This is a genomic window from Yersinia entomophaga (assembly GCF_001656035.1).
Taxonomy (GTDB): Bacteria; Pseudomonadota; Gammaproteobacteria; order Enterobacterales; family Enterobacteriaceae; genus Yersinia; species Yersinia entomophaga.
This window is the reverse complement of the sequence record NZ_CP010029.1, coordinates 3553408-3577660: the sequence shown is the minus strand read 5'-3', so window position 1 is coordinate 3577660 and position 24253 is coordinate 3553408. Positions and strand designations below refer to the sequence as shown.

Sequence of the window (24253 nt, the reverse complement as noted above, 5' to 3'; positions counted from 1 at the left end):
ACGAAAACAATCGTTCGCCGCAATTTTAAACAGGATGCGATATTTATCACCAACGTTGACGTTTCTTTAGCCATAAACACCACGAATACTATCAGTCTACTCCGGAACGGCGTTGAGGAATTGGGGCAGAGTGATAGAATGTGGCCTACTTTTTTCAAATTCCGAGCAATCGTCGGCCTCTGCCGACAGGCGTAGCGTAATAAGGCACTTGATCCCAATGAAAATCAAAACCCGTTTTGCACCCAGTCCTACCGGCTACCTCCACGTAGGTGGCGCACGTACCGCCTTGTATTCCTGGTTATTCACTCGTCATTTAGGTGGTGAATTTGTATTGCGTATAGAAGACACCGATCTGGAGCGCTCTACTCAGGAAGCCATTGACGCCATTATGGACGGGATGAACTGGTTGAACCTGGATTGGGATGAAGGCCCATACTTCCAGACTAAACGTTTTGACCGCTACAACGCGGTAATCGATCAAATGCTGGAAAACGGCACCGCCTACCGCTGCTACTGCTCCAGAGAGCGTCTGGACGAACTGCGTGAAACCCAAATGGCTAACGGCGAAAAACCTCGCTACGACGGCCACTGCCGCGACAGCCATTGCACCCACAGCGCCGATGAGCCATGCGTGGTGCGTTTCCGTAACCCGCAGGAAGGTTCCGTTATCTTTGATGACAAAATCCGCGGGCCAATCGAATTCAGCAACCAGGAACTGGATGATCTAATCATTCGCCGTACCGATGGTTCTCCGACCTATAACTTCTGCGTTGTTATTGATGACTGGGATATGGAAATCACCCACGTTATCCGAGGTGAAGACCATATCAACAATACACCACGCCAGATCAACATTCTGAAAGCGCTGGGCGCTCCGGTTCCAGTTTATGCTCACGTTTCCATGATTCTGGGCGACGACGGTAAAAAACTGTCCAAACGCCACGGCGCGGTGGGCGTTATGCAGTACCGCGATGATGGCTATCTGCCAGAAGCCTTGCTGAACTATCTGGTTCGCTTGGGCTGGTCTCATGGCGATCAGGAAATTTTCTCCGTTGAAGAAATGAAAGAACTCTTCACTCTGGATGCCATCAGTAAGTCCGCCAGCGCCTTCAATACGGAAAAACTACAGTGGCTGAACCATCATTACATTAATACTCTGCCGCCGGAGCAGGTGGCAGTCCATCTGGCTTGGCATATCGAACAGCAAGGTTTTGATACCCGCAACGGCCCTGAGTTGGTTGAAATCGTTAAATTGCTGGGCGAACGCTGCAAGACACTGAAAGAAATGGCCGAATCCTGCCGCTATTTCTATGAAGAGTTTGACGAGTTTGACGCAGATGCGGCTAAAAAACACCTGCGTCCAGTTGCTCGTCAGCCATTGGAAGCGGTACGCGCTAAACTGGCTGCCATTACCGATTGGACAGCTGAAAACGTTCATCATGCGATTCAGAGCACCGCAGACGACCTCGGCGTAGGTATGGGCAAAGTCGGTATGCCACTGCGTGTAGCCGTGACTGGTGCAGGTCAGTCCCCAGGCATGGACGTCACCGTTTATGCTATCGGTCAGTCACGTTCGCTATCTCGTATCGATAAAGCGCTGGCATTTATCGCTCAACGCGAAGCGCAACAGTAAGACTTTCGTTTTTTCGAGTCTCACAGCGGCCTGAATTGGCCGCTTTTTTTCATCTTTATAAAAGTGAAAGCTGTGATACGTCATCCATTATTCTGTGCTTTTTATGCTGATTTGGCGGCTTTTTCAGCGCTTAAACACAGAAATGGAATTAGCCGTTGACACTGTTTCTGCGGTTTCATATCATGCGCCCCGTTCACACGATTTATTATGTGTACATTGGGGCTATAGCTCAGCTGGGAGAGCGCTTGCATGGCATGCAAGAGGTCGACGGTTCGATCCCGTCTAGCTCCACCAAACTTCGCTTGATTGAATGCAATTAAGGTTGATTGGCGGTACAAATAATTTTCAGTATAAATTCCAGTACTACACCACATTTGTGGGGCTATAGCTCAGCTGGGAGAGCGCTTGCATGGCATGCAAGAGGTCGACGGTTCGATCCCGTCTAGCTCCACCACCATTTAAAAGACCGGCCTATGGCCGGTCTTTTGCTTTCTGCTATTCAAAAAACAACTGATCCGGTCGCTACCTATTCGCCCTTCCGGGCTGGCATGCTATTTCTCGCTTATTCATCAGATAAATCAGTTTGGATTTCTATGCCTCAGCAACAGCAAATTATTGAGTGGATACAGTCCGATAGCCAACGCATGGAAGCCCTACGTCATGCCCGTCAATTAGGATTAAGCCAATGGTGTTTGGCTGCCGGTTTTGTGCGTAATCTGGTATGGGACCGGCTGCAGGATTATGCCGACAGCACTGCGCTGAATGATATCGATCTGGTCTACTTTGACCGCGATAACATTCACCCACAGCGCGATAAAGAGTTAGAAGCGCAGCTTCTGATGCAATCTCCGCTGCCGTGGTCGGTAAAAAATCAGGCGCGTATGCACTTGCGCAGCAACCGTCCCCCTTATTTGAACACCGCGGACGCAATCAGCTATTGGGTCGAGGTCGAAACCGCTATCGGAGTGCGGCTGGAAGCGGATGATAGCCTCACTTTGATTGCGCCTCTGGGTTTACAGGCTTTGTTTACCTCAACGATTACTTTCAATGATAAAAACGGCGATCTGGCGACCTTTCATCAGCGAGTAACCGATAAAGGTTGGCTAAGCCTCTGGCCTAAACTGCGTTTGGTCTACAGCGGCCAGTCTCAAGCTATATGAATATCCGACAACTGACTAAAGAATCAGCTGATTATGCCGATAAACCTCTTAATCCCCACATGATTATTAGGAGAAAAGGATGTCCAATACTATTACTACAGCAGCCCCGTTACCGCAAATAGCCCAACATAACAAGGCGAGCACCTCAGGTACCGGTAGCGACACCCAATCTCAGATCAAAGCGCTGCACCAGCAAATACAGGATCTGACGGAGAAATTGTCCGAGCTAAAAGACTCCGGCTTATCGAAAGAGGAAATACAAAAGCAACAGCAGTTGATTTCCAACCAGATCAAAGCCCTCTATGCAGAAATTGCCAGAATTCAGGCCAAAGAGGCAGAAAAGGGTAAGGACGATCTGCTCGCCATCAAAACAACCCATGCGCAGAGTAACAAACCCGCCCTGACCGCAGTAGATAGCGTCAACAAAACCCGCGTCGGCGCTGACGATGGGCAAAATCGCGCTGGCAATCAGATTAATATCTATGTCTAAGGCTTAATTCGACTGGCTGCCGTATTAGCCCGCTTCCACCCATTTACGCGTAAACCAGCTTATGGCTGGTTTTATTGCGTTTGGACTCTGCAGCTTTATGGGATTTTCCCCGCGCTCATCTACCCGCCCTTTTGCACGTTCAATTCTCTGGTATCAAATATAACCCAATAATACCGTGTGATAAGCCAGCGTTCAGTCAGTGAAAGGATTGTGTAAAAGCCGCGTCAACCGTTAAAGACAGAAACCCTAATAAGCCTTATTCCCTATCTGTTTTGAAGAATAGAAATGTCGAATACCATCTCAGCCGCCTCTGCCATCGCCAGTTCCAGCGATAACCGCAATACCTCACAGGCAAAAGCGCCAACTTAGCTAATTCGGACGTTAACGGAAAAGCTCAGTACCATTAAAGATTCGGATCTCAGCGCCGATGAAAAGTAAAAGCAGCAACAGCTGATTCCAAATAAAATTAAGACATTGCAGGCCGAAGTCGCCCGGATTCAGGCTAAAGAAGCGGAAAACACGCAGCAATCAGACAGCCCCGACAACAGCCCAACGGCTGGAGACGATATTAATCGCCCGACGGAGCAGAGTCAGATTAACGTTTATTTCTTAATGGGTTGGATAAGATAGATGAATTAATGATGGCGAGCACTGAAGCAAAAATAGTGTCGCCATCATGGTATGTCAGTCTTTTTTAAGAGGTTTAACCAGGCCTTCTAGCCCTTCCATTTTGATCGTCATCGTGAGCTCCATCAGCATGCCCAATTTACCCTGAGGAAACTCTCCTTTACGGGCAAACCACAATAGGTATTCTTCCGGTAAATCGATCAAAACTCGCCCTTGGTATTTGCCAAAAGGCATACGGGTATTGGCTATTTCAATCAGGTTTTCTTTTTCCACACCCTACTCCACACCTCTCAGCCATTCAGGCCAAACCCACCGCGGCAACGGCGGGTTTCAGGTTTATTCTGATTCGCCCAGCAAACGGATCATCTCGGCTTCATCGATCACCTTAATGCCCAATTCCTGCGCTTTTGCCAGCTTTGAGCCCGCGGCTTCACCGGCTATCACCAAATCGGTTTTCTTCGACACGCTGCCGCTAACTTTCGCGCCTAACGCGGTAAGGCGATCCTTGGCTTCATCTCTGGAAAGAATATTCAGAGAGCCGGTCAATACCACGGTTTTTCCAGCAAAAGGACTGTCGATCTCTTCCGCAATAATCCGCTGTGGCTCCGGCCAGCGCACCACGTGTTCAAGCTGAAAGATAACCTGCTGGTTATGTTCTTCCGATAGGAAATTCAGCACGTGTTTAGCGACCACTTCACCCACGTCCGGTACGGCTTTCAGCGCTTCAACATCCGCTGAACGCAGATTATCCAACGTGCGGAAGTGCGCGGCCAGATTGGCAGCAGTTGCTTCACCAACCTCACGAATCCCTAATGCATAGAGGAAGCGGGCAAAGGTAGTTTCCTTGGCTTTTTCCAAGGCGGCGACCAGATTCTGTGCCGATTTTGGCCCCATACGATCCAAACCGGTCAGTTTTCCGGCCGTCAGCGTAAACAAATCGGCTGGATTGGTGACATATTCTTTCTCCACCAATTGTTCGATAATTTTATCGCCCATACCGTCTACGTCTAACGCGCGACGAGAAACGAAGTGCTTCAGCGCTTCTTTACGCTGCGCGGCGCAGAACAAACCGCCGGTGCAACGCGCCACGGCTTCACCTTCAACGCGTTCGACATCAGAGCCACATACCGGGCAACGATCGGGGAATATCACTTCCCGCGCATTGGCTGGCCGTTCATCCAGCACCACGCCGACTACCTGCGGAATAACATCACCGGCGCGACGCACAATAACGGTATCGCCAATACGCAGACCCAGACGCTCAATTTCATCTGCATTATGCAAGGTCGCATTGCTAACAATCACCCCCGCCACCTGCACCGGCTCCAGACGAGCTACCGGCGTGATAGCACCGGTGCGGCCAACCTGAAACTCCACTTCGCGGACCTGAGTAACTTGTTCCTGCGCCGGGAATTTAAACGCGGTTGCCCAGCGTGGCGCTCTGGCAACAAAGCCCAGTTGTTCCTGTAAATCCAGCGAGTCAACCTTGATCACTACGCCATCGATATCAAACCCCAGAGTGGCACGATCTTGCTCAACCTGATGATAAAAATCAATAACCTGTTCAGCCCCGGTACAAAGTTTGACGCGATCGCTGACCGGCAAACCCCAGGCTTTAAACTGCTGCAAGCGTGAAAAATGGCTACGGGGCAGTTCGCCGCCGTCCATCAAACCGACGCCATAACAGAAAAAGGTTAATGGCCGTTTGGCCGTAATTCGCGGATCGAGCTGCCGTAAAGAGCCAGCGGCGGCGTTACGCGGATTGGCAAAAATTTTGCCACCTTTACGTCGCGCCTCTTCGTTCAGTTGTTCAAAACCCGCCTGCGGCATAAAGACTTCGCCACGGACTTCCACGCGACGCGGAATATTGTCACCGTGCAAACGCAAAGGAATCGCGCGAATAGTGCGAACGTTGGCGGTAATATTCTCACCGGTCGTACCATCACCACGGGTAGCAGCGCGGACTAACTCGCCGTCCTCATACAGCAAACTGACCGCCAGACCGTCTAATTTTAGCTCACAGCAAAAGGTCAGCGGCTCTGCGATTTTCAGCCGGTCATTAACCCGTTTATTGAAAGCCAGATAGCTTTCTTCATCAAATACGTTATCCAGAGACAGCATAGGGACTTCGTGGCGTACCTGATCAAAGGCATCCAGAGGTGCAGCACCGACACGCTGGGTAGGAGAATCTGCGGTAATCAATTCGGGGTGTTGCGCTTCCAGCTCCCGCAGTTCGCCCATCAGACGGTCATATTCTGCATCGGGAATTTCTGGCGCATCCAGCACATGATATTGATGTTCGTGATGGCGCAGTGAGGCTCGCAGTTGATTAAGTTGTTGGATTATCGATTCCATGGCCCACCATCAAAGATAAAAAACCCCCGGCATGCGGGGGTTCGGGTTAATTCGTTTCGCTATCTAAGCTTACTATTCGGCAGTCGCATCCAGAACTTCACGGATACGGGCTTTATAGGTCTCCAGCTTCTGCGGCGTCATCATGCGACGCTCATCATCCAGCACCACACCACCGACGTCATCGGCAATACGCTGAGCCGATTGCAGCATCAACTTAAAGTTTTGATTCGCATCGCCATAAGACGGCACCATCATAAACATGGAGACGCCAGGCGTTGAGAAATCAGACATGGTGTCAGGATCGAAAGATCCCGGTTTGACCATGTTCGCCAAACTGAACAGAACTGGGCCACTGCCTGCCGGGCTGAGATGACGATGGAAAATGCCCATTTCGCCAAACTGGAAACCAGCCTGCAATACGCTTTGCAATAGCACTTCGCCGCCGATAGAACCACCGTGGTGGGCAGAAACATGCAGAACCAGTACCGTTTCTTTCAGTTTCGCAACTTGCTTCACTTCCGGAGCGGATGCAGCTACAGGTTCGTGCTGCGGTTCAGCCTGCTTAGGCTCAACGTGCTGTGGTTCTGGCGCTGGTTCCGGGGCTGAATAGGATTCAGTCGCCGACCCCAACAGCGGATCACCCGATGTGGCATGCGGTGGTTGTTCAGGCGAGAATCCGCCCAGCAACGGATCGTCATACTCTGGCTGCACGGGGGCTACCGGCGCTTGACGAGACGCTACGTTTACCGAAGCCGGTTTAGGCTCAGTATGTTGAATGATAGGCACCTCATCGTTGTCATCAACGTGACTTAACGAAGGCTTATCCTGTGGATGAGAAGTCCGTACCCGCACTTCTCCAACCCCTTCATCGAAGGTCTCGATCGGGGTTTCATCACGTTCTTGTTTCGGACGTTTAACTGGGCGATCGCGAAATAGGGAAGAGCGTTCTTTACGGCTGGTCCATAAACCATGCAATAACAACGCTATTATGGCGATCGCGCCAACAACGATTAATATCAGACGCAAATCCTGCATCATTACTATCTCTGTTGTTCCAATACATTGCCACCGCGGCAAACATTCACCCTTTAACTCTATTTCTCAACGTTCACAAGTGCAAGTCCGTGCTCGATTTTCTGTTAAGAAAGATGATTATGCTAGCTATTTCGTTCGTTTATTAACCAATATGGCACTAGGCAGAGAAAATTGATAGCAATATGATAGGCTGGACGATTCAGTTACAGAGAAATGGAAGGCATGTCACTCGTGCAAAAAGACACAAAAACCACCAGCGGCTTTCACTATTTTGTGGAAGGTTGGCGGTTAATTATTCGCCCAGGTATTAGACGCTTCGTTATTTTGCCACTATTGGTCAACATTTTACTGATGGGCGGCGCTTTTTGGTGGCTGTTTAATCGAATTAGCGTTTGGGTGCCACAGTTAATGAGCTACGTGCCGGACTGGCTACAATGGCTCAGCTATCTATTGTGGCCAGTGATGGTTATTTCAGTGCTCTTGGTATTCAGCTATTTGTTCAGCACGGTAGCCAACTTTATTGCTGCACCGTTCAACGGCTTACTCGCTGAACATTTAGAGGGCGAGCTAACCGGAAAACCGCTGCCAGACACTGGAATCCTCGGCATCGTTAAAGATATTCCGCGCATTATGTCGCGAGAGTGGCGCAAGCTGATGTATTACCTGCCCCGTGCCTTAGTGCTGTTGTTGCTGTATCTGGTGCCCGGCATAGGCCAGACGGCGGCGCCGGTGCTATGGTTCCTGTTCAGCGCCTGGATGCTGTCAATCCAGTACTGTGATTATCCTTTTGATAACCATAAAGTGAGCTTTCAGCACATGCGCAGCGCCCTACGGCAAAATAAAGTCGATAATTTGCAGTTTGGCGCATTGGTCAGCGTATTCACCATGATTCCGTTTCTGAATCTGATGATTATGCCCGTTGCCGTGTGCGGAGCCACCGCGATGTGGGTGGATCGTTACCGTCACCAGTTTGTTCAGCCTAGTCGCTAAAGCCTGTCAGGGCGCGGTTTTCGCGCCCTTTTCATTGATGGAAAAACTTATTTCCTAATCACATATAGATATACCAATTCTTTACTTCCATAGCCGACCTGTTAGCGTATGCTTTGAACGTTTCCTACATTTTCATAGAGTTAAAGGACAGGCTATGAGCAAGATATATGAAGACAATTCTTTAACAATCGGCCATACGCCGTTAGTTAGACTGAACCGTATCGGCAACGGTCGTGTTCTGGCAAAAGTCGAATCGCGTAACCCAAGTTTTAGCGTCAAATGCCGCATCGGGGCAAACATGATTTGGGACGCAGAAAAACGTGGCGTGCTGAAGCCGGGTATCGAACTCGTTGAGCCAACCAGCGGTAACACCGGCGTGGCGCTAGCTTTCGTTGCCGCCGCTCGTGGTTACAAACTGACGCTAACCATGCCTGAAACCATGAGTATTGAACGCCGTAAACTGCTGAAAGCGCTAGGTGCCAATTTGGTACTGACCGAAGGCGCGAAAGGTATGAAAGGTGCGATTGCCAAGGCTGAAGAGATTCAGGCTACCGACCCGCAGCGTTATCTGATTCTGCAACAGTTCGATAATCCCGCTAACCCTGAAATCCATGAAAAAACTACCGGCCCGGAAATCTGGGAAGATACCGACGGCGGCGTAGACGTATTTATTGCTGGCGTGGGCACCGGCGGCACTTTGACCGGCGTTAGCCGTTATATCAAAAAAACCAAAGGCAAAGCCATCACCACGGTAGCGGTAGAACCAACGGATTCCCCGGTAATTACCCAAGCGCTGGCCGGTCAGGAAATCAAACCTGGGCCACACAAAATCCAAGGCATCGGCGCCGGTTTTATTCCAGGCAACCTGGATTTATCCTTAATCGACCGTGTTGCACTGATTACCAACGATGAAGCTATCGCCATGGCGCGCAGGCTGATGGAAGAAGAAGGCATTCTGGCCGGTATTTCTTCCGGTGCAGCCGTTGCTGCCGCAGTGAAGCTATCTGAAGAAGCTGGCTTTACTGACAAGGAAATTGTGGTTATTCTTCCTTCCTCGGGTGAACGCTATTTGAGCACCGCTTTGTTCGCAGATTTGTTCACGGAACAAGAACTGCAACAGTAAGGCTTACGGTCGCACTAAATGCTAAAAAAGCACCCTCGCGGTGCTTTTTTTGTGGTGTACGTCAAATTTTTCACTACATAACGATTGATTTTACCCTCTGGGTTTAGTATTTAACCGGTCAATTATTTTGATGCGTGAAATTAATCCCACAACGTGTGTTACTTTAGCTGAATCGATTTAATCATTTTGCTGAAAAGAGTAATATGCGACATACATAATGTGGATTGGAGACACAACGCGAAGAGAAGGTTATCCTCCTTGGCGATGACTCTGGTTTCCTGTTGCATCAGAGCTTGTCTTTTTGTTCCATAGTCTGGCGCTAGCCAATACAGGCTAAAGTTAGGAAATTACACTAGACTTTAGCTCCACAACATAAATCCAAAATAAGTTGGGGAAACACAATGTTCCAGCAAGAAGTTACTATTACCGCACCGAATGGCCTACACACCCGTCCTGCTGCACAGTTTGTTAAAGAAGCCAAAGCTTTTGCTTCTGAAATTACCGTTACTTCCAATGGCAAAAGCGCCAGCGCTAAGAGCCTGTTCAAACTACAAACTCTGGGTCTGACCCAAGGTACTGTAGTAACCATCTCTGCTGAAGGTGATGACGAACAGAAAGCCGTTGAACACCTGGTAAAACTGATGGCAGAGCTTGAGTAAAAGAAGCCCAGTCTTTTAAGTTAAAACCAGTCAAGAGTAAGGTAGGGTTATGATTTCAGGCATTTTAGTTTCACCGGGTATTGCTTTTGGTAAAGCACTTTTACTGAAAGAAGATGAGATTGTCATCAACCGGAAAAAAATCTCTGCTGACCAGGTAGAGCAGGAAGTCGAGCGTTTCAAATCTGGCCGGGCGAAAGCATCTGAACAGTTAGAAGCGATCAAGACCAAAGCTGGCGAGAGCCTAGGCGAAGAGAAAGCTGCCATCTTCGAAGGCCACATCATGCTGTTGGAAGACGAAGAGCTTGAGCAGGAAATCATAGCCCTAATCAAAGACGAACATGCTTCAGCCGACGCTGCCGCATATACCGTCATTGAAGGCCAGGCGAAAGCGCTGGAAGAACTGGATGACGAGTACCTGAAAGAACGTGCAGCTGACGTACGTGACATCGGTAAACGCCTGCTGAAAAACATTCTCGGCCTGACCATCGTCGATTTGGGGGCAATTTCAGAGGAAGTGATTCTGGTTGCAACGGATCTGACGCCGTCTGAAACCGCGCAGTTGAACCTGGATAAAGTTCTGGGCTTCATTACTGACCTCGGTGGCCGTACTTCCCACACCTCGATTATGGCGCGCTCCCTGGAATTGCCTGCAATTGTTGGCACCAGCGACGTAACCAAACAGGTGAAGAACGACGATTATCTGATCCTCGATGCGGTGAACAACAAGATTTACGTTAACCCAACCAGCGATGTGATCGACCAATTGAAAGCGGTGAATACTCAGTACATCACCGAGAAAAACGATCTGGCTAAACTGAAAGATCTGCCGGCTATCACTTTAGATGGTCATCAGGTTGAAGTGGTTGCCAACATCGGTACCGTTCGCGATATCGCCGGTGCTGAACGTAACGGCGCTGAAGGCGTTGGTCTGTATCGTACCGAATTCCTGTTTATGGACCGCGACTCTCTTCCTACGGAAGAAGAGCAGTTCCAGGCTTATAAAGCCGTTGCGGAAGCCATGGGCTCTCAGGCAGTTATCGTCCGTACCATGGACATCGGCGGCGATAAAGACCTGCCGTACATGAACCTGCCAAAAGAAGAAAACCCGTTCTTGGGCTGGCGTGCAATCCGTATTGCCATGGATCGTAAAGAAATCCTTCATGCGCAATTACGTGCCATTCTGCGTGCTTCTGCCTTCGGTAAGCTGCGCATCATGTACCCGATGATCATTTCTGTTGAAGAAGTGCGGGCACTGAAAGCAGAACTGGAGATGCTGAAAGCTCAACTGCGTGAAGAAAATAAAGCCTTTGATGAATCTATCGAAGTGGGTGTTATGGTGGAAACGCCAGCGGCGGCAACCATCGCGCACCATTTAGCAAAAGAAGTTGACTTCTTTAGTATTGGGACAAACGATCTAACTCAGTATACTCTGGCAGTAGATCGTGGCAATGAGCTGATTTCTCATCTCTATAATCCAATGTCGCCTGCGGTATTGGGCCTGATCAAACAGGTTATTGATGCATCTCACGCTGAAGGTAAGTGGACCGGTATGTGCGGTGAACTTGCTGGCGATGAACGTGCTACACTGTTGTTATTGGGCATGGGGCTGGATGAATTCAGCATGAGTGCAATCTCGATCCCGCGCATCAAGAAAATTATCCGTAACACGAATTTCGAAGATGTGAAGGCGTTGGCTGCTGAAGCGTTATCTAAACCAACGGCGCAAGAATTGATGGACTTGGTTAATACGTTCATCGAAGAGAAAACACTCTGCTAATTCCATGAGACTGGAACGCTGTCCAATATAAATACTTAGGAGAAGATCATGGGTTTGTTCGATAAACTGAAATCATTTGTTTCAGATGATAAGAAAGACAGCGGCACTATCGAAATCGTTGCGCCGTTGTCTGGCGAAATTGTCAACATCGAAGATGTGCCAGACGTTGTTTTTGCCGAAAAAATCGTTGGTGATGGCATTGCTATTAAACCATCAGGCAGCAAAATGGTTGCTCCGGTTGACGGAACCATCGGTAAAATTTTCGAAACCAACCATGCATTCTCTATCGAATCAGACAGCGGCATCGAGCTGTTTGTCCACTTCGGTATTGATACCGTTGAACTGAAAGGCGAAGGCTTCAAACGCATCGCTGAAGAAGGTCAACGAGTGAAGAAAGGTGATGTGGTTATCGAGTTCGATCTGGCCCTGCTGGAAGAGAAAGCCAAGTCTACCCTGACTCCGGTTGTTATCTCTAACATGGACGAGATCAAAGAACTGATTAAACTTTCCGGCAGCGTGACCGTCGGTGAAACACCGATTATCCGTATCAAGAAGTAATAATATTGCGGATGAGAAAACGGCGCTTAGGCGCCGTTTTTTATTGTCGGATGCTACGCTCTTAGTATTTTACCGCTAGTGCGTAGACCACTGCGGGACACGTAAACGAATCACCAAGCCGCCCTGCTCACCATTTTTAGCCTCTACCTGCCCACCGTGCGCCAGAATCACTTTTCGGGTTATCGCTAATCCCAGGCCATAACCTTTGCCTGACATAGCCGATTTCACACGTACGAAGGGATCAAAAATGCTGGATAAGCGGCTTTCCTCCACGCCCGGCCCCTGATCGACCACTTCGATTTGATACTGTTTTTCTATCTGTGAAAGCCTGACCGTTACTTGCTGGCCCTGGGTAGAAAAACGTAGCGCATTACGCACGATATTATCGACGGCGCGCCGCATCAGCTCGGCATTGCCTTTCACCGTATATTCCCTTTCAGGCTCCGCCTGTAACACAATCTCCACGCCCGGCACCTGCGCCTCATAGCGTGCGTCATTCACCACCGCTTCTACCAATCCGTACAGATCGAAATATTCTTCGTCATGGGTTAGCGTTTGATTCTCCGCGCGAGAAAGCGCCAGTAACTCACCAATCATTTTATCCAGACGTTCAGCTTCATGTTCAATGCGTTGCAATGAAGTATTCACGTTTCCTGGGTTTTGATGAGCCAATCCAATCGCCAGTTGCAAACGCGCCAAAGGCGAGCGTAATTCGTGAGAAACATCGTGCAGCAGTTGCTCTCTGGCGCTCACTAGCGCCTGTAAACGCTCAGCCATTGAGTCAAAGTCACGTGCCACTTCGGTCAATTCATCATGGCGGCGACGCATCATCGGTAATAAGCGAACCGCAAGATCGCCCTGCGCGACTCGCTCAAAGCCATCCCGCAGCTGGCGCATGGGACGGGTTAGATTCCATGCCAAAAAAGTGCTGAAAAATAGCCCGCCCAATGCGCCCATCCAGAATAAGGGTTTAGGAATGTTCAGAATCTGATCCCTTTTCCCTTTTGGATGATAAACCGCCCGCATACCGTCAAAATCATAACTTAGCTGATATTTATCGCCCTCAGGTGTTGTAGCCCACTTAACGAGGTGTGACGGTGAATCGGTGAGTGTTTTTGCAGCAGAAACCGGCGGAACCGCAGATTCAGGTCGCACTGAAAACAAGGTTTTTTCCGGTTCCGTCCAGCCGGACATCATCGTTTCCAGCGCGGACAAACCGCCGCTGCTCAGCACCGAGGCGGCGGATTTCATCTGCTGGGCCACAATCTGTCGCATCATGCCGTTTTCCGGCGGCTCGTGTCGGTTGCCATAGAAAGAAAAAATCACCCAAAGCAGTTGGGTCATCAAAATAAAGGTAAACCAGAAACCCAATAGGATTTTCCAAAACAGGCGTCCACGCATAATCATATCCTGAAAAACCGTTATTTAATGCGATAGCCAATGCTGCGAACGGTTTCAATATTGAGGTTATTATTCGGCAACTGGCTGAGTTTTTGCCGAATATTGCTGATATGCACATCTACACTGCGATCATAGGCTTCTCTCGGTCGCCCCAGACCTTTATCCGACAGTTCGTCTTTAGTCACTACCCGATCCGGCGAACGCAGCAATAATTCCAGCAGATTGAATTCAGAGGCGGTTAAATCAAAAGCTTTACCCTGCCACTGGCTGCTGCGGGTAGCGGGATTCAACGTCAGCGCTCCCAGCGTCAGCAGGGAGTCACCGCTGCTTTGCTCTGGCCGCTCATCGAAGCGACGTAATACCGCCCGCAGCCGCGCCACCAGCTCCCTTGGGTAGCAAGGTTTCGGCATATAATCATCTGCGCCCATTTCCAAACCGATCACCCGATCGATATTGTCCCCTTTGGCGGTGAGCATGATGATCGGCAATCGACTTTTCTGGCGCACCTGTCGTAAAACGTCAATTCCGCTCATATCCGGCAGCATAATGTCGAGAATCAGCGCGGTATAATTGCCGGATAATGCGCCATCAATACCGGATTTACCGGTAACGGCCAAATCAGCCTGAAAACCCTCGCCGCTCAGGTACTCCTTCAGCATTGAGCCAAGCTCAATATCATCATCGACTAATAGAATTTTCATATATTTCTCCCTTAACTGATTTCACCTATTTTCCTGCCAATTTATCGCCAGCGCAGCCAGTTTTACTGAATCCTTACATATTCCTAAAATCCGCTTTACCCCTAACGGCGGTGCTTGGCGGTAAATTATGACTCAGTATTTCTCTGTAGATTTTGTCTTAGAATGACTCAAGGAAATTTGGTCAATTATGCAACAACTCATTGGTACCAAACGACGGGCGCTATGGCTGCTCGTGGCACTACTGGCGGCAGGTTTCGTTCTCTATTTTTTATTTTTCTCTACGCCAGAAAAGCCCGCTTACATCACCGCCACCGCTCAAATCGGCAATCTGGAGCAAACCGTTCTGGCTGATGGCACCATCAAAGCGAAAAAACAGGTTAGCGTGGGTGCGCAAGTTTCTGGGCAAATCAAAGCCCTACATGTCAGTCTTGGTCAACAAGTGCAAAAAGGCCAGTTGGTGGCCGAAATTGACGATCTGACTCAACAAAACGCTTTGAAAGACGCGGAAGCCGCTTTAAAAAACGTGCAGGCGCAGCGCGCCGCCAAACAGGCTACGCTGGAAAATAACCGCCAAACCTATCAGCGCCAACAGAAAATCCTCGGAATGGGGGTGGGCACTCAAGCCGATTATGACAGCGCCAAAGCCACTCTAGCTGCCACTCAATCCGAAATTGAAGCGCTGGACGCTCAAATCGCTCAAGCCAAAATCGCCGTGAGCACCGCGCAGCTCAATCTGGGTTACACCAAAATCACCTCGCCAATTGAAGGCACCGTGGTAGCTATTCCCGTGGAAGAAGGCCAAACCGTTAACGCGGTACAAAGCGCACCGACCATCATTAAAGTTGCACGTCTGGATACCATGACCATTGAAGCGCAAATTTCCGAAGCCGACGTGATCAAAGTCAAAACCGGTATGCCAGTATATTTCACTATTCTCGGTCAGCCGCAGCAACGTTTCAGCGCCACGCTACGCGCCGTAGAACCGGCTCCCGACTCAATCAACGACGACGATACCAGCACCTCATCCAGCGCCAGCAGTACATCGTCCACCAACACAGCCATTTATTACAATGGCCTGTTTGACGTGGCCAATCCCAATGGCGAACTGCGGATTTCCATGACTGCACAGGTATATATTCTGTTGGACAAAGCAGAAAACGCCATTGTCATTCCTTCTACCGCCATTGAACATCGGGGCAATAAGAATCAGGTTCAAGTGGTTGATGAAAAAGGGAATATTAGTCTGCGTGATGTCACCATTGGATTGAATAACAATGTGGACGCACAGGTGATTTCCGGACTTCAGGCCGGCGAGAAGGTGATTATCAGCCAATCCAGCGGCACTGCAATGACCAGTAAGGTTCAGCGCATGGGCCTACCGATGGGGATGCGATAATGCATAGCGCCCAATCAAAAACGATCTTGCTGCATCTGGATAATGTTTGTCGTCAATTCATCAACGGCGAACAGCACGTTCAGGTACTGAAAAACATCAATCTGACAATTCATCAGGGCGAAATGGTCGCGATTGTCGGGGCTTCCGGCTCAGGAAAATCAACGCTGATGAATATTCTTGGCTGCTTGGATAAACCCAGTTCTGGCGAATATTGGGTGGCAGGACAAGCCCCGCAACTGATGAGTAATGACGAGCTGGCGAAGCTACGTCGAGAACACTTCGGCTTTATCTTCCAACGCTATCACTTACTGGGAGATTTAACCGCCCAGGGCAACGTTGAAATTCCAGCTATCTATGCCGGTAGTCAACGGGAAATACGACGTCGGCGAGCGGCGGCTTTGCTTGGCCGTTTGGGGTTAAACGAACGGTTGGATTACTATCCCAGCCAGCTTTCCGGTGGCCAGCAGCAACGAGTTAGCATTGCCCGCGCGCTGATGAACGGCGGCGAAGTCATTCTGGCAGACGAACCCACCGGCGCGCTGGATACCCACAGTGGTAATGAGGTTTTGAGTATTCTCAAAGGCCTACATGCTCAGGGACATACGGTGGTCATTGTTACCCACGATATGCGCATCGCCGAACATGCTCAGCGAATTATTGAGCTGCGTGATGGAGAAATCATCGCTGACCGCGACTCACAAAGTAGTCTGGAACCTGATACGCTAGAAAATCTGGAGAAAAACCTGCCAGCCACGATCGAAACATCGATTCAGCCCTCTCGCTGGCTGAGGCAACGCGATCGACTGCAAGAAGCCTTTAAAATGGCGCTGTTGTCGATGGCCGCCCAACGATTGCGCACGTTTCTCACCATGCTGGGTATTATTATCGGTATCGCATCGGTGGTTTCAGTGGTTGCTCTGGGGAAAGGCTCTCAGCAACAAGTGCTGGCTAATATCAGCGCGATGGGCACCAGTACGCTGGAGATTTTCCCTGGCAAGGATTTTGGCGATAGGCGTTCGGCAGCGATTCAAACGCTGCGCGCCACCGATGCTGATGCATTAGCCCAGCAAGGTTACGTTCACAGCGTTACGCCCACGCTGTCTACCAGCGTGATTTTCCGCTACGGCAACCAATCGGTATCCGGTACCGTCAACGGCGTGGGCGAGCAATACTTCACCGTGCGCGGCTACCAAATCGATCAGGGAATGGCCTTCACCCGCACCAGCGTGGACAACCTGTTGCAAGAAGTTGTCATCGACCAGAACACGCGTAACAAACTGTTCCCAAACGGAGAAAATCCATTGGGAAAGGTGATTTTACTCGGTTCCCTCCCCTGTCGGATTATCGGCGTGGCGGCTAAAAAACAGAGCGGTTTTGGCAGTGATGAAAATCTGAACGTCTGGATTCCCTATACCACGGCGATGAAGCGTATGCTCGGTCAGTCCTACTTAAAGAGCATCACCGTTCGGGTAAACGATGATATTGACTTAGCTAACGCTGAGCAGGGCGTCATAAAACTACTTACTCAGCGTCACGGCAATCAGGATTTTTTCGTGATGAATACCGATAGTATCCGTCAAACCATCGAGAAAACCACAGCAACCATGACGCTATTGGTATCTATGATTGCGGTAATTTCGCTCATTGTCGGAGGCATTGGCGTAATGAATATCATGCTGGTTTCCGTAAGTGAACGAACCAAAGAGATTGGCGTGCGCATGGCCGTTGGCGCCCGTTCCAGCGATATCATGCAGCAATTTCTCATTGAAGCGGTATTGGTCTGTCTTTTAGGCGGTTGCCTCGGCGTGTTGTTGTCGCTGGCGATCGGCGGGTTATTCAGTCAGTTCAGCACCAGTTTTACTATGGTGTACTCCGCGACCTCCATGATTAGCGCCTTTCTCTGTTCCAGCCTGATTGGCGTGGTTTTTGGCTTTTTCCCGGCGAAACGTGCCGCCGAAATGGATCCGATCCGTGCCCTTGAGCGAGAGTAATTTCGGTAAGCGGTCACAAAAATGCGCTTTCCCATTGCGATTTTATCGACGGACTGGGTATGTTATTGATAATAGTTTAACTCCGTTTTATTTTTAATAATGGAGTTAAACATTCTAATAATACTCAAACTCTGGATAAGGGAATGGCATCATGTTCAAGGCAACTCGAGGTTTTCTTTACGCTTTGCTGGCAATAGGCTCTGTTTCCCTTAGTCAGGCAGCGGCTTTACCTGATGTTCCTTTGTCATTCAAGAACGGTACTGGCGCCATAAATGGTTCGGTCATTTACGTGGGTTTAGGTAGCGCAGGTAAGAACTGGTTTCGGATAGATATTGCTCATACATCACCAATCTGGGAAAAAATAGCTGAATTCCCCGCTCAGCCGCGAGAACAGGCGGTTTCCGTTATGCTTGATGGCAAGCTTTATGTTTTCGGTGGCGTCGGTAAAGCCACGGAAAACGCGGCCAATCCACAAGCTTTAACCGAAGTTTATCGCTACGATCCATCGGACAATCGTTGGGAAAAAGTGCCAACCCGCGCACCTCAGGGATTGGTTGGCACCGCTATTGCTTCCCTTGATGGTCAACGGGCATGGGTTATAGGTGGGGTGAATAAGCAGGTATTTGACGGCTATTTTCAGGATTTAAGCGCAGCTCAAACGGCGCAACAAAAAGATGCCGTGGCTCAGACTTATTTCAATCAGGCACCGGAGAGCTATTTCTTCAATCGGGAAATCATGATTTATAACCCGACGAATAATCAATGGCGATCCGGCGGCCAGTTGCCTCAATTTGGCCGCGCAGGCTCTGCTATCGCGACTCGGCAAAACCGAGTCATTTTGATTAACGGAGAAGTCAAACCAGGATTACGAACCGCCGAAGCGCTAGAAGGGACATGGCAACAAGATCAGATGCACTGGAAGCGGTTGCCCGATCTGATTCCAGCCAGCGATAAAATGCAACAGGAAGGGTTGGCCGGAGCTTTTGCTGGTATTAGCCATCAGGCCATATTGGTAGCGGGCGGAGCCAACTTCCCCGGTGCCAGAGCACAATTTAACGCCGGTCAGCTTTATGCTCATCAAGGACTGAAAAAAAACTGGCGTGACGAAGTCTATGGATTGGTGAACGGGGAATGGAAAATCGTCGGGAAATTACCTCAACCTTTGGGTTACGGCGTTTCTATTCAGGATGGAGATAATATCTGGCTGATTGGCGGGGAAACCGATAACGGCGCGGCAGTGGCGTCCATTAGACAATTATCTTGGGATGGCAACCGGTTACGCCAGCAGTAGCTGAAACGCATCCGAAGTGTAGCGCTAACTTCGGATGCCATATTTAACGGTGTCACTAATCAAAAACGCCGGTAGAAAGATAGCGATCGCCACGATCGCAAATAATCGCCACGATCACCGCGCCCGGACGTTCTGCCGCAACGCGCAAAGCGCCAGCCACCGCACCGCCGGAACTGACACCGCAGAAAATCCCTTCCTGCTCCGCCAGAAGACGCATGGTTTTCTCCGCGTCAGTCTGCCCAATATCCAAAACCTGATCGACCAGTTCTGGACGAAAAATCCCCGGTAAATAAGCCGGAGACCAGCGACGAATACCGGGAATACTGCTGCCTTCCGCCGGCTGCAGACCGATAATTTCCACCTGCGGATTCTGGCTTTTCAAATAGCGACTTACACCGGTGATGGTGCCGGTGGTACCCATGCTGGAAACGAAATGGGTTATTTTTCCTGCCGTTTGCTGCCAGATTTCTGGCCCAGTGCCAGTAAAATGAGCCAGAGGATTATCCTGATTATTGAATTGATCCAATACCTTGCCCTGCCCTTGCCGCTCCATCTCCAGCGCCAGATCTCTCGCGCCTTCCATTCCCTGCTCACGGCTGACCAGAATCAATTCAGCGCCGTAGGCTCGCATCGCCGCCTGACGCTCCTGGCTCATATTTTCCGGCATGAGTAACTTCATTCGGTAGCCTTTCATCGCCGCAATCATAGCCAGAGCAATGCCGGTGTTACCACTGGTCGCCTCAATTAATACATCACCATCATGAATATCACCCCGTAATTCCGCTTGCTGAATCATGGACAGCGCTGCCCGATCTTTTACCGACCCGGCAGGATTATTCCCTTCCAGTTTGACCCACACATCGGCGTTCAGCCCTTGTGTCAGACGCTGCAATTTCACCAACGGGGTATTACCGATACACTGTTCCAGGGTTGTCACATTATTAACCTATTAAGCGAATAAAAGTGCCCGATGGCATGAGTTTTACGCCACGTTCGGACAAAGCAAAAAGGCGGCCAATAGGCCACCTGATTATATGCGGTGAGCAAAAACTATCAGGCGCTTTGCGCCATAGCAATGGGTTGCAGTAATTGATCGCCAGAATAGAGTCGCGCGTTCAATCCGCCAACGTAGTAGCGATTGCCTCGCACTGGCGCAGCTACGCCACCTTCTGGTAATACCACGCTGATAGGTTCCTGATGCCAGCCTATCGGTTGCACGGTTAACTGCCAGAAGTGGCCGCGCGGGCTGACCTCCAGTACCTGAACCGGCAGCGGACAGCGAGCGCCGGCCTGAGTACTGATTTCCATTTCCCACGGGCGCAGGAACAAATCGACGCGCCCCTGATGCATAGGAGCCAGATCCAGCGGCCAGTGGTGAGCGCCAACGTAAAGCTGCGAACCGCGGATCTCACCGCTTAATCGGTTAACCTCACCGAGGAATTCCAACACAAAACGCGTGGCCGGATCGCGCCATACCTCATCCGGCGTGCCCACCTGCTCAATATTGCCCTGACTCATCACCACAATCCGATCCGCCACTTCCATCGCTTCTTCCTGATCGTGGGTCACGAAAACGCTGGTGAATTTCAGCTCTTCATGCAGCTGACGCAGCCAGCGGCGTAATTCTTTACGTACCTGCGCGTCCAGCGCGCCAAAAGGTTCATCCAGCAACAGAATCTGCGGTTCTACCGCCAACGCGCGAGCCAAAGCGACTCGCTGCTTTTGACCGCCGGAAAGCTGGGAAGGAAAACGATTCGCCAAATGACCAAGCTGTACCATTTCCAGTAGCTGTTCGACTTTGTGCTTAATGGCCGTCGCATTTGGGCGCTCGCGGCGCGGTAATACCGTGAGGCCGAACGCAATATTGTCGAACACCGTCATATGGCGGAACAGCGCATAATGCTGGAACACAAAACCCACCCGGCGCTCCCGCGCGTGTAGCCGGCTAACGTCAGTACCGTGGAAACTCAGCCGTCCGGCATTTTGGTTTTCCAGACCGGCAATAATTCGCAGCAACGTCGTTTTACCCGATCCCGAAGGCCCCAGCAGTGCCACCATCTGACCAGAAGGAATATCCAGCGCGATGTCGTTCAATACCTTGGTACGACCAAAATATTTGCTGATATTGTTAATTTCAATGCTCATGCTTTTCCTCCTGTTCGAGGCGAACAACCTGACGCGCTAAGCGCCATTGCAGACCGCTCTTCAGAAATAGGGTAACTATCGCCATCAGGGTGAGTAACGCCGCTGCAGTGAAAGCACCGGCGGTGTTGTAATCCTGATGCAGCAATTCAACTTGCAGCGGTAAGGTGTAGGTTTCACCGCGAATTGAGCCGGATACCACGGAGACTGCGCCAAATTCACCAATGGCGCGGGCGTTGGTTAATACCACACCGTACAATAGCGCCCAGCGGATATTCGGCAAGGTGACGCGACGGAACATCTGCCAACCGGAAGCACCCAGCAATACTGCAGCCTCATCTTCCTGGCTGCCCTGACTCATCATCACCGGTACCAGTTCCCGCACCACAAATGGGCAGGTGACAAATACCGTCACCAACACCATTCCCGGCCATGAAAACATCAGTTGAATATCATGGGCATCCAGCCAGCCGCCAGCCACGCCGTTGGAACCGTAAAACAGCAAATACATCAGACCCGCTACCACTGGCGAGACAGCAAAGGGAATATCAATCAGCGTCATCAATAATTGGCGACCGGGGAACTGAAAACGCGTCACCAGCCAGGCCATCACGACGCCAAACACCAGATTCACCGGAACGGTAATCAGCGCGACTAACACCGTCAGCCAAATAGCATGCAGCATGTCTGGATCGGCTAAATTCTGCCCTACCACCTCTATTCCTTTGGAGAACGCGGTGATAAAAATCCAGGCGATTGGAATCACTAACAGCAAAATGGAAAACACCGCGCCAATGGCGATTAACGTCCATTTTCCCCAGTTGAAAGGCGGGCGAACAGCACCACCGTTAAATTCTGAAATATCCGCCATCAGTGCCCCCCAATCCGCTGACCAAAGCGGCTCTGTAAGGTATTGATGCTAAACAGCAACACCAATGACACGGCCAGAATCACCGAGGCAATGGCGCTAGCCGCCGGATAATCAAACTCTTGCAGGCGGATAAAAATCATCAGCGAGGTCACTTCGGTTTTCCACGCGATATTACCGGCGATAAAAATCACGGCGCCAAACTCCCCCAAACTGCGGGTAAATGATAGCGCAGTACCGGCCAGCAGCGCCGGAGCCAGCTCCGGCATGACCACCCGACGGAAACTCTGCCAACGAGTGGCACCCAGGGTTTCTGCCGCTTCTTCGTATTCCGGCCCTAACTCTTCCAACACCGGCTGCACGGTTCGCACCACAAATGGCAAACTGGTAAAAGCCATGGCTACTGCAATCCCCAGCCAGGTAAAAGAAACTTTGATATCAAACTGTGCCAGCCAACCACCGTACCAACCGGTAGTGGAGAACAGCGTGGCCAGCGTTAAACCAGCAACCGCCGTCGGCAAGGCAAAAGGCAAATCCATCAGACCGTCAAGAATACTGCGGCCGGGGAACTGATAGCGGGTCAAAATCCACGCCATTAGCATACCGAAAACGGCGTTGAACACGCTGGCAACGCCGGCGGCCAACAGCGTGACTTTGTAAGCCGCGACCACCTGCGGATTGGAAATCACTTCCCAGTATTGCGCCAGACTCATTTGAGCCAGTTGCATCACCAGAGCGCTCAAAGGTAACAGCAGGATAAGGCAGGTATAAAGCAGGCTGCTCCCGAGGCTAAGAGTGAATCCGGGCAGAACCCGCTTGCTGGACGCCGACAACATTACTGGTGCCCTTCCGCTAACAATTTATCCAATACGCCGCCGCTGGAAAAATGGGTGCTCATCACCTGCGGCCAACTGCCGAACTGTTCTTCCACGCGGAATAATTGGGTTTCCGGGAACTGCGATTTCGCCGCAGCCATGGCGGTTTTGTCATAAACGCGATAGTTAAAGCTGGTAATAACCTGCTGCGCTTCAGGGCTGTACAAGTAGGTCAGATAAGCTTTCGCGGCTTTTTCCGTGCCGTTTTTCACGACGTTTTTATCTACCCACGCCACTGGGAACTCCGCCAGGATATCCACCGGCGGGACGATGACTTCATATTTGTCGCTGCCGTATTCTTTCCGAATATTGTTCACTTCTGATTCGAAGCTAATCAGCACATCGCCCAGCCCGCGCTCCACAAAAGTCGTAGTTGCGCCACGGCCACCGGTATCAAATACCACCACGTTTTTCAGGAAACGTTTCATCCAGTCGCGGGTTTTAGCATCGTCACCGCCGTCGGCCTGACTGGTTGCGCCCCAAGCGGCCAAATAGGTATAACGGCCATTGCCCGAGGTTTTCGGATTTGGAAACACCAGCTTGACGTCTTCACGCACCAGATCATTCCAGCTGTGAATTCCTTTCGGATTATCTTTGCGAACCAGAAACGCCATAGTGGAATAGAAAGGTGAACTGTTATTCGGCAAGCGCGCTTGCCAATCGGCTGGAATCAAATTGCCGCGATCATGCAGGATTTGTACGTCTGTAACCTGATTGTAGGTGACTACGTCGGCTTTCAGACCTTGCAAAATAGCCAATGCCTGTTTGGATGAGCCGGCATGAGACTGTTTGATGGTCAGCTTATCGCCGGGATTCTGAGCTTCCCACTGTTTCTGGAAACCCGGATTCAGCGCGGAGAACAATTCGCGGGAAACATCATAAGAGCTGTTCAGTAACTCGGTGGCAGAAACCGTGGCGCTGCCCAATACCAAAGCGCTCAACAGAGCCGCTTTTGACCATCCGGCCAGCCTGCCATTTTTCATCAAGTTCTGTTTCATTCTGCACCTTAGTCACTGAGTTCGCCGGGCTGATAACGCCTTAATGATGATCAGTGTATTTATAACTAGGCATATAGCTGTAACGCTTTTATATACCGTTTAGTGATGTGCAAGTATGAAATGCTCTAAGGCAGCAAAACCGCCTCTTCCCCGCGACTGACAAAAATAAGAAAGTCTGGCTGA

At 50.3% G+C, this 24253-nt stretch carries 20 protein-coding genes, 2 tRNA genes and 4 pseudogenes; 15 read left to right on the top strand and 11 right to left on the bottom strand.

What is annotated here, in order from left to right; translation table 11 throughout:
* Window positions 1–217 precede the first annotated feature (217 nt).
* From gltX to PL78_RS21195, 6 genes are all read left to right on the top strand, one after another.
* Window positions 218–1633 (top strand): glutamate--tRNA ligase, encoded by a 1416-nt coding sequence (gltX, locus tag PL78_RS16110; RefSeq protein ID WP_064517047.1) that lies wholly within the window; start codon window positions 218–220, stop codon window positions 1631–1633.
* A 218-nt stretch (window positions 1634–1851) separates the two neighbouring features.
* Window positions 1852–1927, top strand: a tRNA-Ala gene (locus PL78_RS16105).
* 84 nt (window positions 1928–2011) lie between these two features.
* A tRNA-Ala gene (locus PL78_RS16100) sits at window positions 2012–2087 on the top strand.
* A gap of 139 nt (window positions 2088–2226) precedes the next feature.
* Window positions 2227–2793 carry a nucleotidyltransferase family protein gene (locus tag PL78_RS16095; protein WP_064518497.1) on the top strand — a complete coding sequence of 189 codons (567 nt, stop codon included), beginning with the start codon at window positions 2227–2229 and terminating at the stop codon, window positions 2791–2793.
* Between the two features lie 79 nt (window positions 2794–2872).
* On the top strand, window positions 2873–3283 hold the full coding sequence (locus PL78_RS16090) for a FlxA-like family protein (RefSeq protein ID WP_064517045.1): 411 nt from the start codon (window positions 2873–2875) through the stop codon (window positions 3281–3283).
* A gap of 474 nt (window positions 3284–3757) precedes the next feature.
* Window positions 3758–3913 carry a hypothetical protein gene (locus tag PL78_RS21195; RefSeq protein ID WP_476726586.1) on the top strand — a complete coding sequence of 52 codons (156 nt, stop codon included), beginning with the start codon at window positions 3758–3760 and terminating at the stop codon, window positions 3911–3913.
* A gap of 54 nt (window positions 3914–3967) precedes the next feature.
* Here the strand turns inward: PL78_RS21195 and PL78_RS16085 are convergent, their stop codons facing one another.
* From PL78_RS16085 to zipA, 3 genes are all read right to left on the bottom strand, one after another.
* Window positions 3968–4183, bottom strand: coding sequence for a DUF3820 family protein (locus tag PL78_RS16085; RefSeq protein ID WP_064517043.1), 216 nt, complete (start codon window positions 4181–4183; stop codon window positions 3968–3970).
* A gap of 63 nt (window positions 4184–4246) precedes the next feature.
* Window positions 4247–6265 carry an NAD-dependent DNA ligase LigA gene (gene ligA / locus PL78_RS16080; protein WP_064517041.1) on the bottom strand — a complete coding sequence of 673 codons (2019 nt, stop codon included), beginning with the start codon at window positions 6263–6265 and terminating at the stop codon, window positions 4247–4249.
* Window positions 6266–6337: 72 nt separating this feature from the next.
* Complete coding sequence (gene zipA / locus PL78_RS16075; RefSeq protein WP_064517039.1) at window positions 6338–7303, bottom strand: cell division protein ZipA; 966 nt, start codon at window positions 7301–7303, stop codon at window positions 6338–6340.
* Window positions 7304–7522: 219 nt separating this feature from the next.
* Between zipA and cysZ the strand changes: the two genes are divergently transcribed.
* The 5 genes from cysZ (at window position 7523) to crr (ending at window position 12407) form a co-directional block, all read left to right on the top strand.
* Complete coding sequence (gene cysZ, locus PL78_RS16070) at window positions 7523–8290, top strand: sulfate transporter CysZ (protein WP_064517037.1); 768 nt, start codon at window positions 7523–7525, stop codon at window positions 8288–8290.
* Between the two features lie 154 nt (window positions 8291–8444).
* A complete protein-coding gene (cysK, locus tag PL78_RS16065; protein WP_064517035.1) occupies window positions 8445–9413 on the top strand; it encodes a cysteine synthase A in 969 nt (322 codons plus the stop codon).
* A gap of 401 nt (window positions 9414–9814) precedes the next feature.
* Window positions 9815–10072, top strand: coding sequence for a phosphocarrier protein Hpr (ptsH, locus tag PL78_RS16060; protein WP_049596929.1), 258 nt, complete (start codon window positions 9815–9817; stop codon window positions 10070–10072).
* Between the two features lie 49 nt (window positions 10073–10121).
* Window positions 10122–11849: a phosphoenolpyruvate-protein phosphotransferase PtsI gene (gene ptsI, locus PL78_RS16055; protein ID WP_049596928.1), complete on the top strand. Its 1728-nt coding sequence runs from the start codon at window positions 10122–10124 to the stop codon at window positions 11847–11849.
* Between the two features lie 48 nt (window positions 11850–11897).
* Window positions 11898–12407, top strand: coding sequence for a PTS glucose transporter subunit IIA (gene crr / locus PL78_RS16050; protein ID WP_064517034.1), 510 nt, complete (start codon window positions 11898–11900; stop codon window positions 12405–12407).
* A 75-nt stretch (window positions 12408–12482) separates the two neighbouring features.
* Here the strand turns inward: crr and PL78_RS16045 are convergent.
* From PL78_RS16045 to PL78_RS16040, 3 genes and pseudogenes are all read right to left on the bottom strand, one after another.
* Window positions 12483–13496: pseudogene (locus PL78_RS16045) on the bottom strand (ATP-binding protein); the annotation flags it as partial.
* A 57-nt stretch (window positions 13497–13553) separates the two neighbouring features.
* A pseudogene (locus PL78_RS21120) lies at window positions 13554–13808 on the bottom strand (sensor histidine kinase); the annotation flags it as partial.
* Between the two features lie 20 nt (window positions 13809–13828).
* Entirely contained in the window at window positions 13829–14509 is a 681-nt protein-coding gene (locus PL78_RS16040) for a response regulator transcription factor (protein ID WP_064517032.1), read from the bottom strand.
* A gap of 187 nt (window positions 14510–14696) precedes the next feature.
* Here PL78_RS16040 and PL78_RS16035 point away from each other — a divergent pair, with 187 nt between their 5' ends.
* From PL78_RS16035 to PL78_RS16025, 4 genes and pseudogenes are all read left to right on the top strand, one after another.
* Window positions 14697–15905, top strand: a complete 1209-nt coding sequence (locus PL78_RS16035; protein ID WP_064517030.1) for an efflux RND transporter periplasmic adaptor subunit — start codon at window positions 14697–14699, stop codon at window positions 15903–15905.
* Window positions 15905–16597, top strand: a pseudogene (locus tag PL78_RS21115) (ATP-binding cassette domain-containing protein); the annotation flags it as partial. The gene PL78_RS16035 and the pseudogene PL78_RS21115, both read left to right, overlap by 1 nt.
* An 87-nt stretch (window positions 16598–16684) precedes the next feature.
* Window positions 16685–17896: pseudogene (locus PL78_RS21110) on the top strand (ABC transporter permease); the annotation flags it as partial.
* 151 nt (window positions 17897–18047) lie between these two features.
* The gene (locus tag PL78_RS16025; protein WP_064517025.1) at window positions 18048–19187 is read left to right on the top strand and encodes an N-acetylneuraminate epimerase; all 1140 of its coding nucleotides are present in this window, start codon (window positions 18048–18050) and stop codon (window positions 19185–19187) included.
* A 55-nt stretch (window positions 19188–19242) separates the two neighbouring features.
* Here PL78_RS16025 and cysM read toward each other — a convergent pair whose 3' ends face one another.
* The 5 genes from cysM to PL78_RS16000 all read right to left on the bottom strand — a co-directional run bounded on the left by cysM (window position 19243) and on the right by PL78_RS16000 (window position 24070).
* Complete coding sequence (gene cysM / locus PL78_RS16020; RefSeq protein WP_064517024.1) at window positions 19243–20124, bottom strand: cysteine synthase CysM; 882 nt, start codon at window positions 20122–20124, stop codon at window positions 19243–19245.
* Between the two features lie 116 nt (window positions 20125–20240).
* Complete coding sequence (gene cysA, locus PL78_RS16015; protein WP_064517023.1) at window positions 20241–21332, bottom strand: sulfate/thiosulfate ABC transporter ATP-binding protein CysA; 1092 nt, start codon at window positions 21330–21332, stop codon at window positions 20241–20243.
* Entirely contained in the window at window positions 21322–22200 is an 879-nt protein-coding gene (gene cysW, locus PL78_RS16010) for a sulfate/thiosulfate ABC transporter permease CysW (RefSeq protein WP_064517022.1), read from the bottom strand. Before cysW ends, cysA begins: the two co-directional genes overlap by 11 nt.
* A complete protein-coding gene (gene cysT / locus PL78_RS16005; protein WP_049596920.1) occupies window positions 22200–23033 on the bottom strand; it encodes a sulfate/thiosulfate ABC transporter permease CysT in 834 nt (277 codons plus the stop codon). The genes cysW and cysT overlap by 1 nt, the downstream gene beginning before the upstream one ends.
* Window positions 23033–24070 (bottom strand): sulfate ABC transporter substrate-binding protein, encoded by a 1038-nt coding sequence (locus PL78_RS16000; protein WP_064517020.1) that lies wholly within the window; start codon window positions 24068–24070, stop codon window positions 23033–23035. The genes cysT and PL78_RS16000 overlap by 1 nt, the downstream gene beginning before the upstream one ends.
* Window positions 24071–24253: the final 183 nt, after the last annotated feature.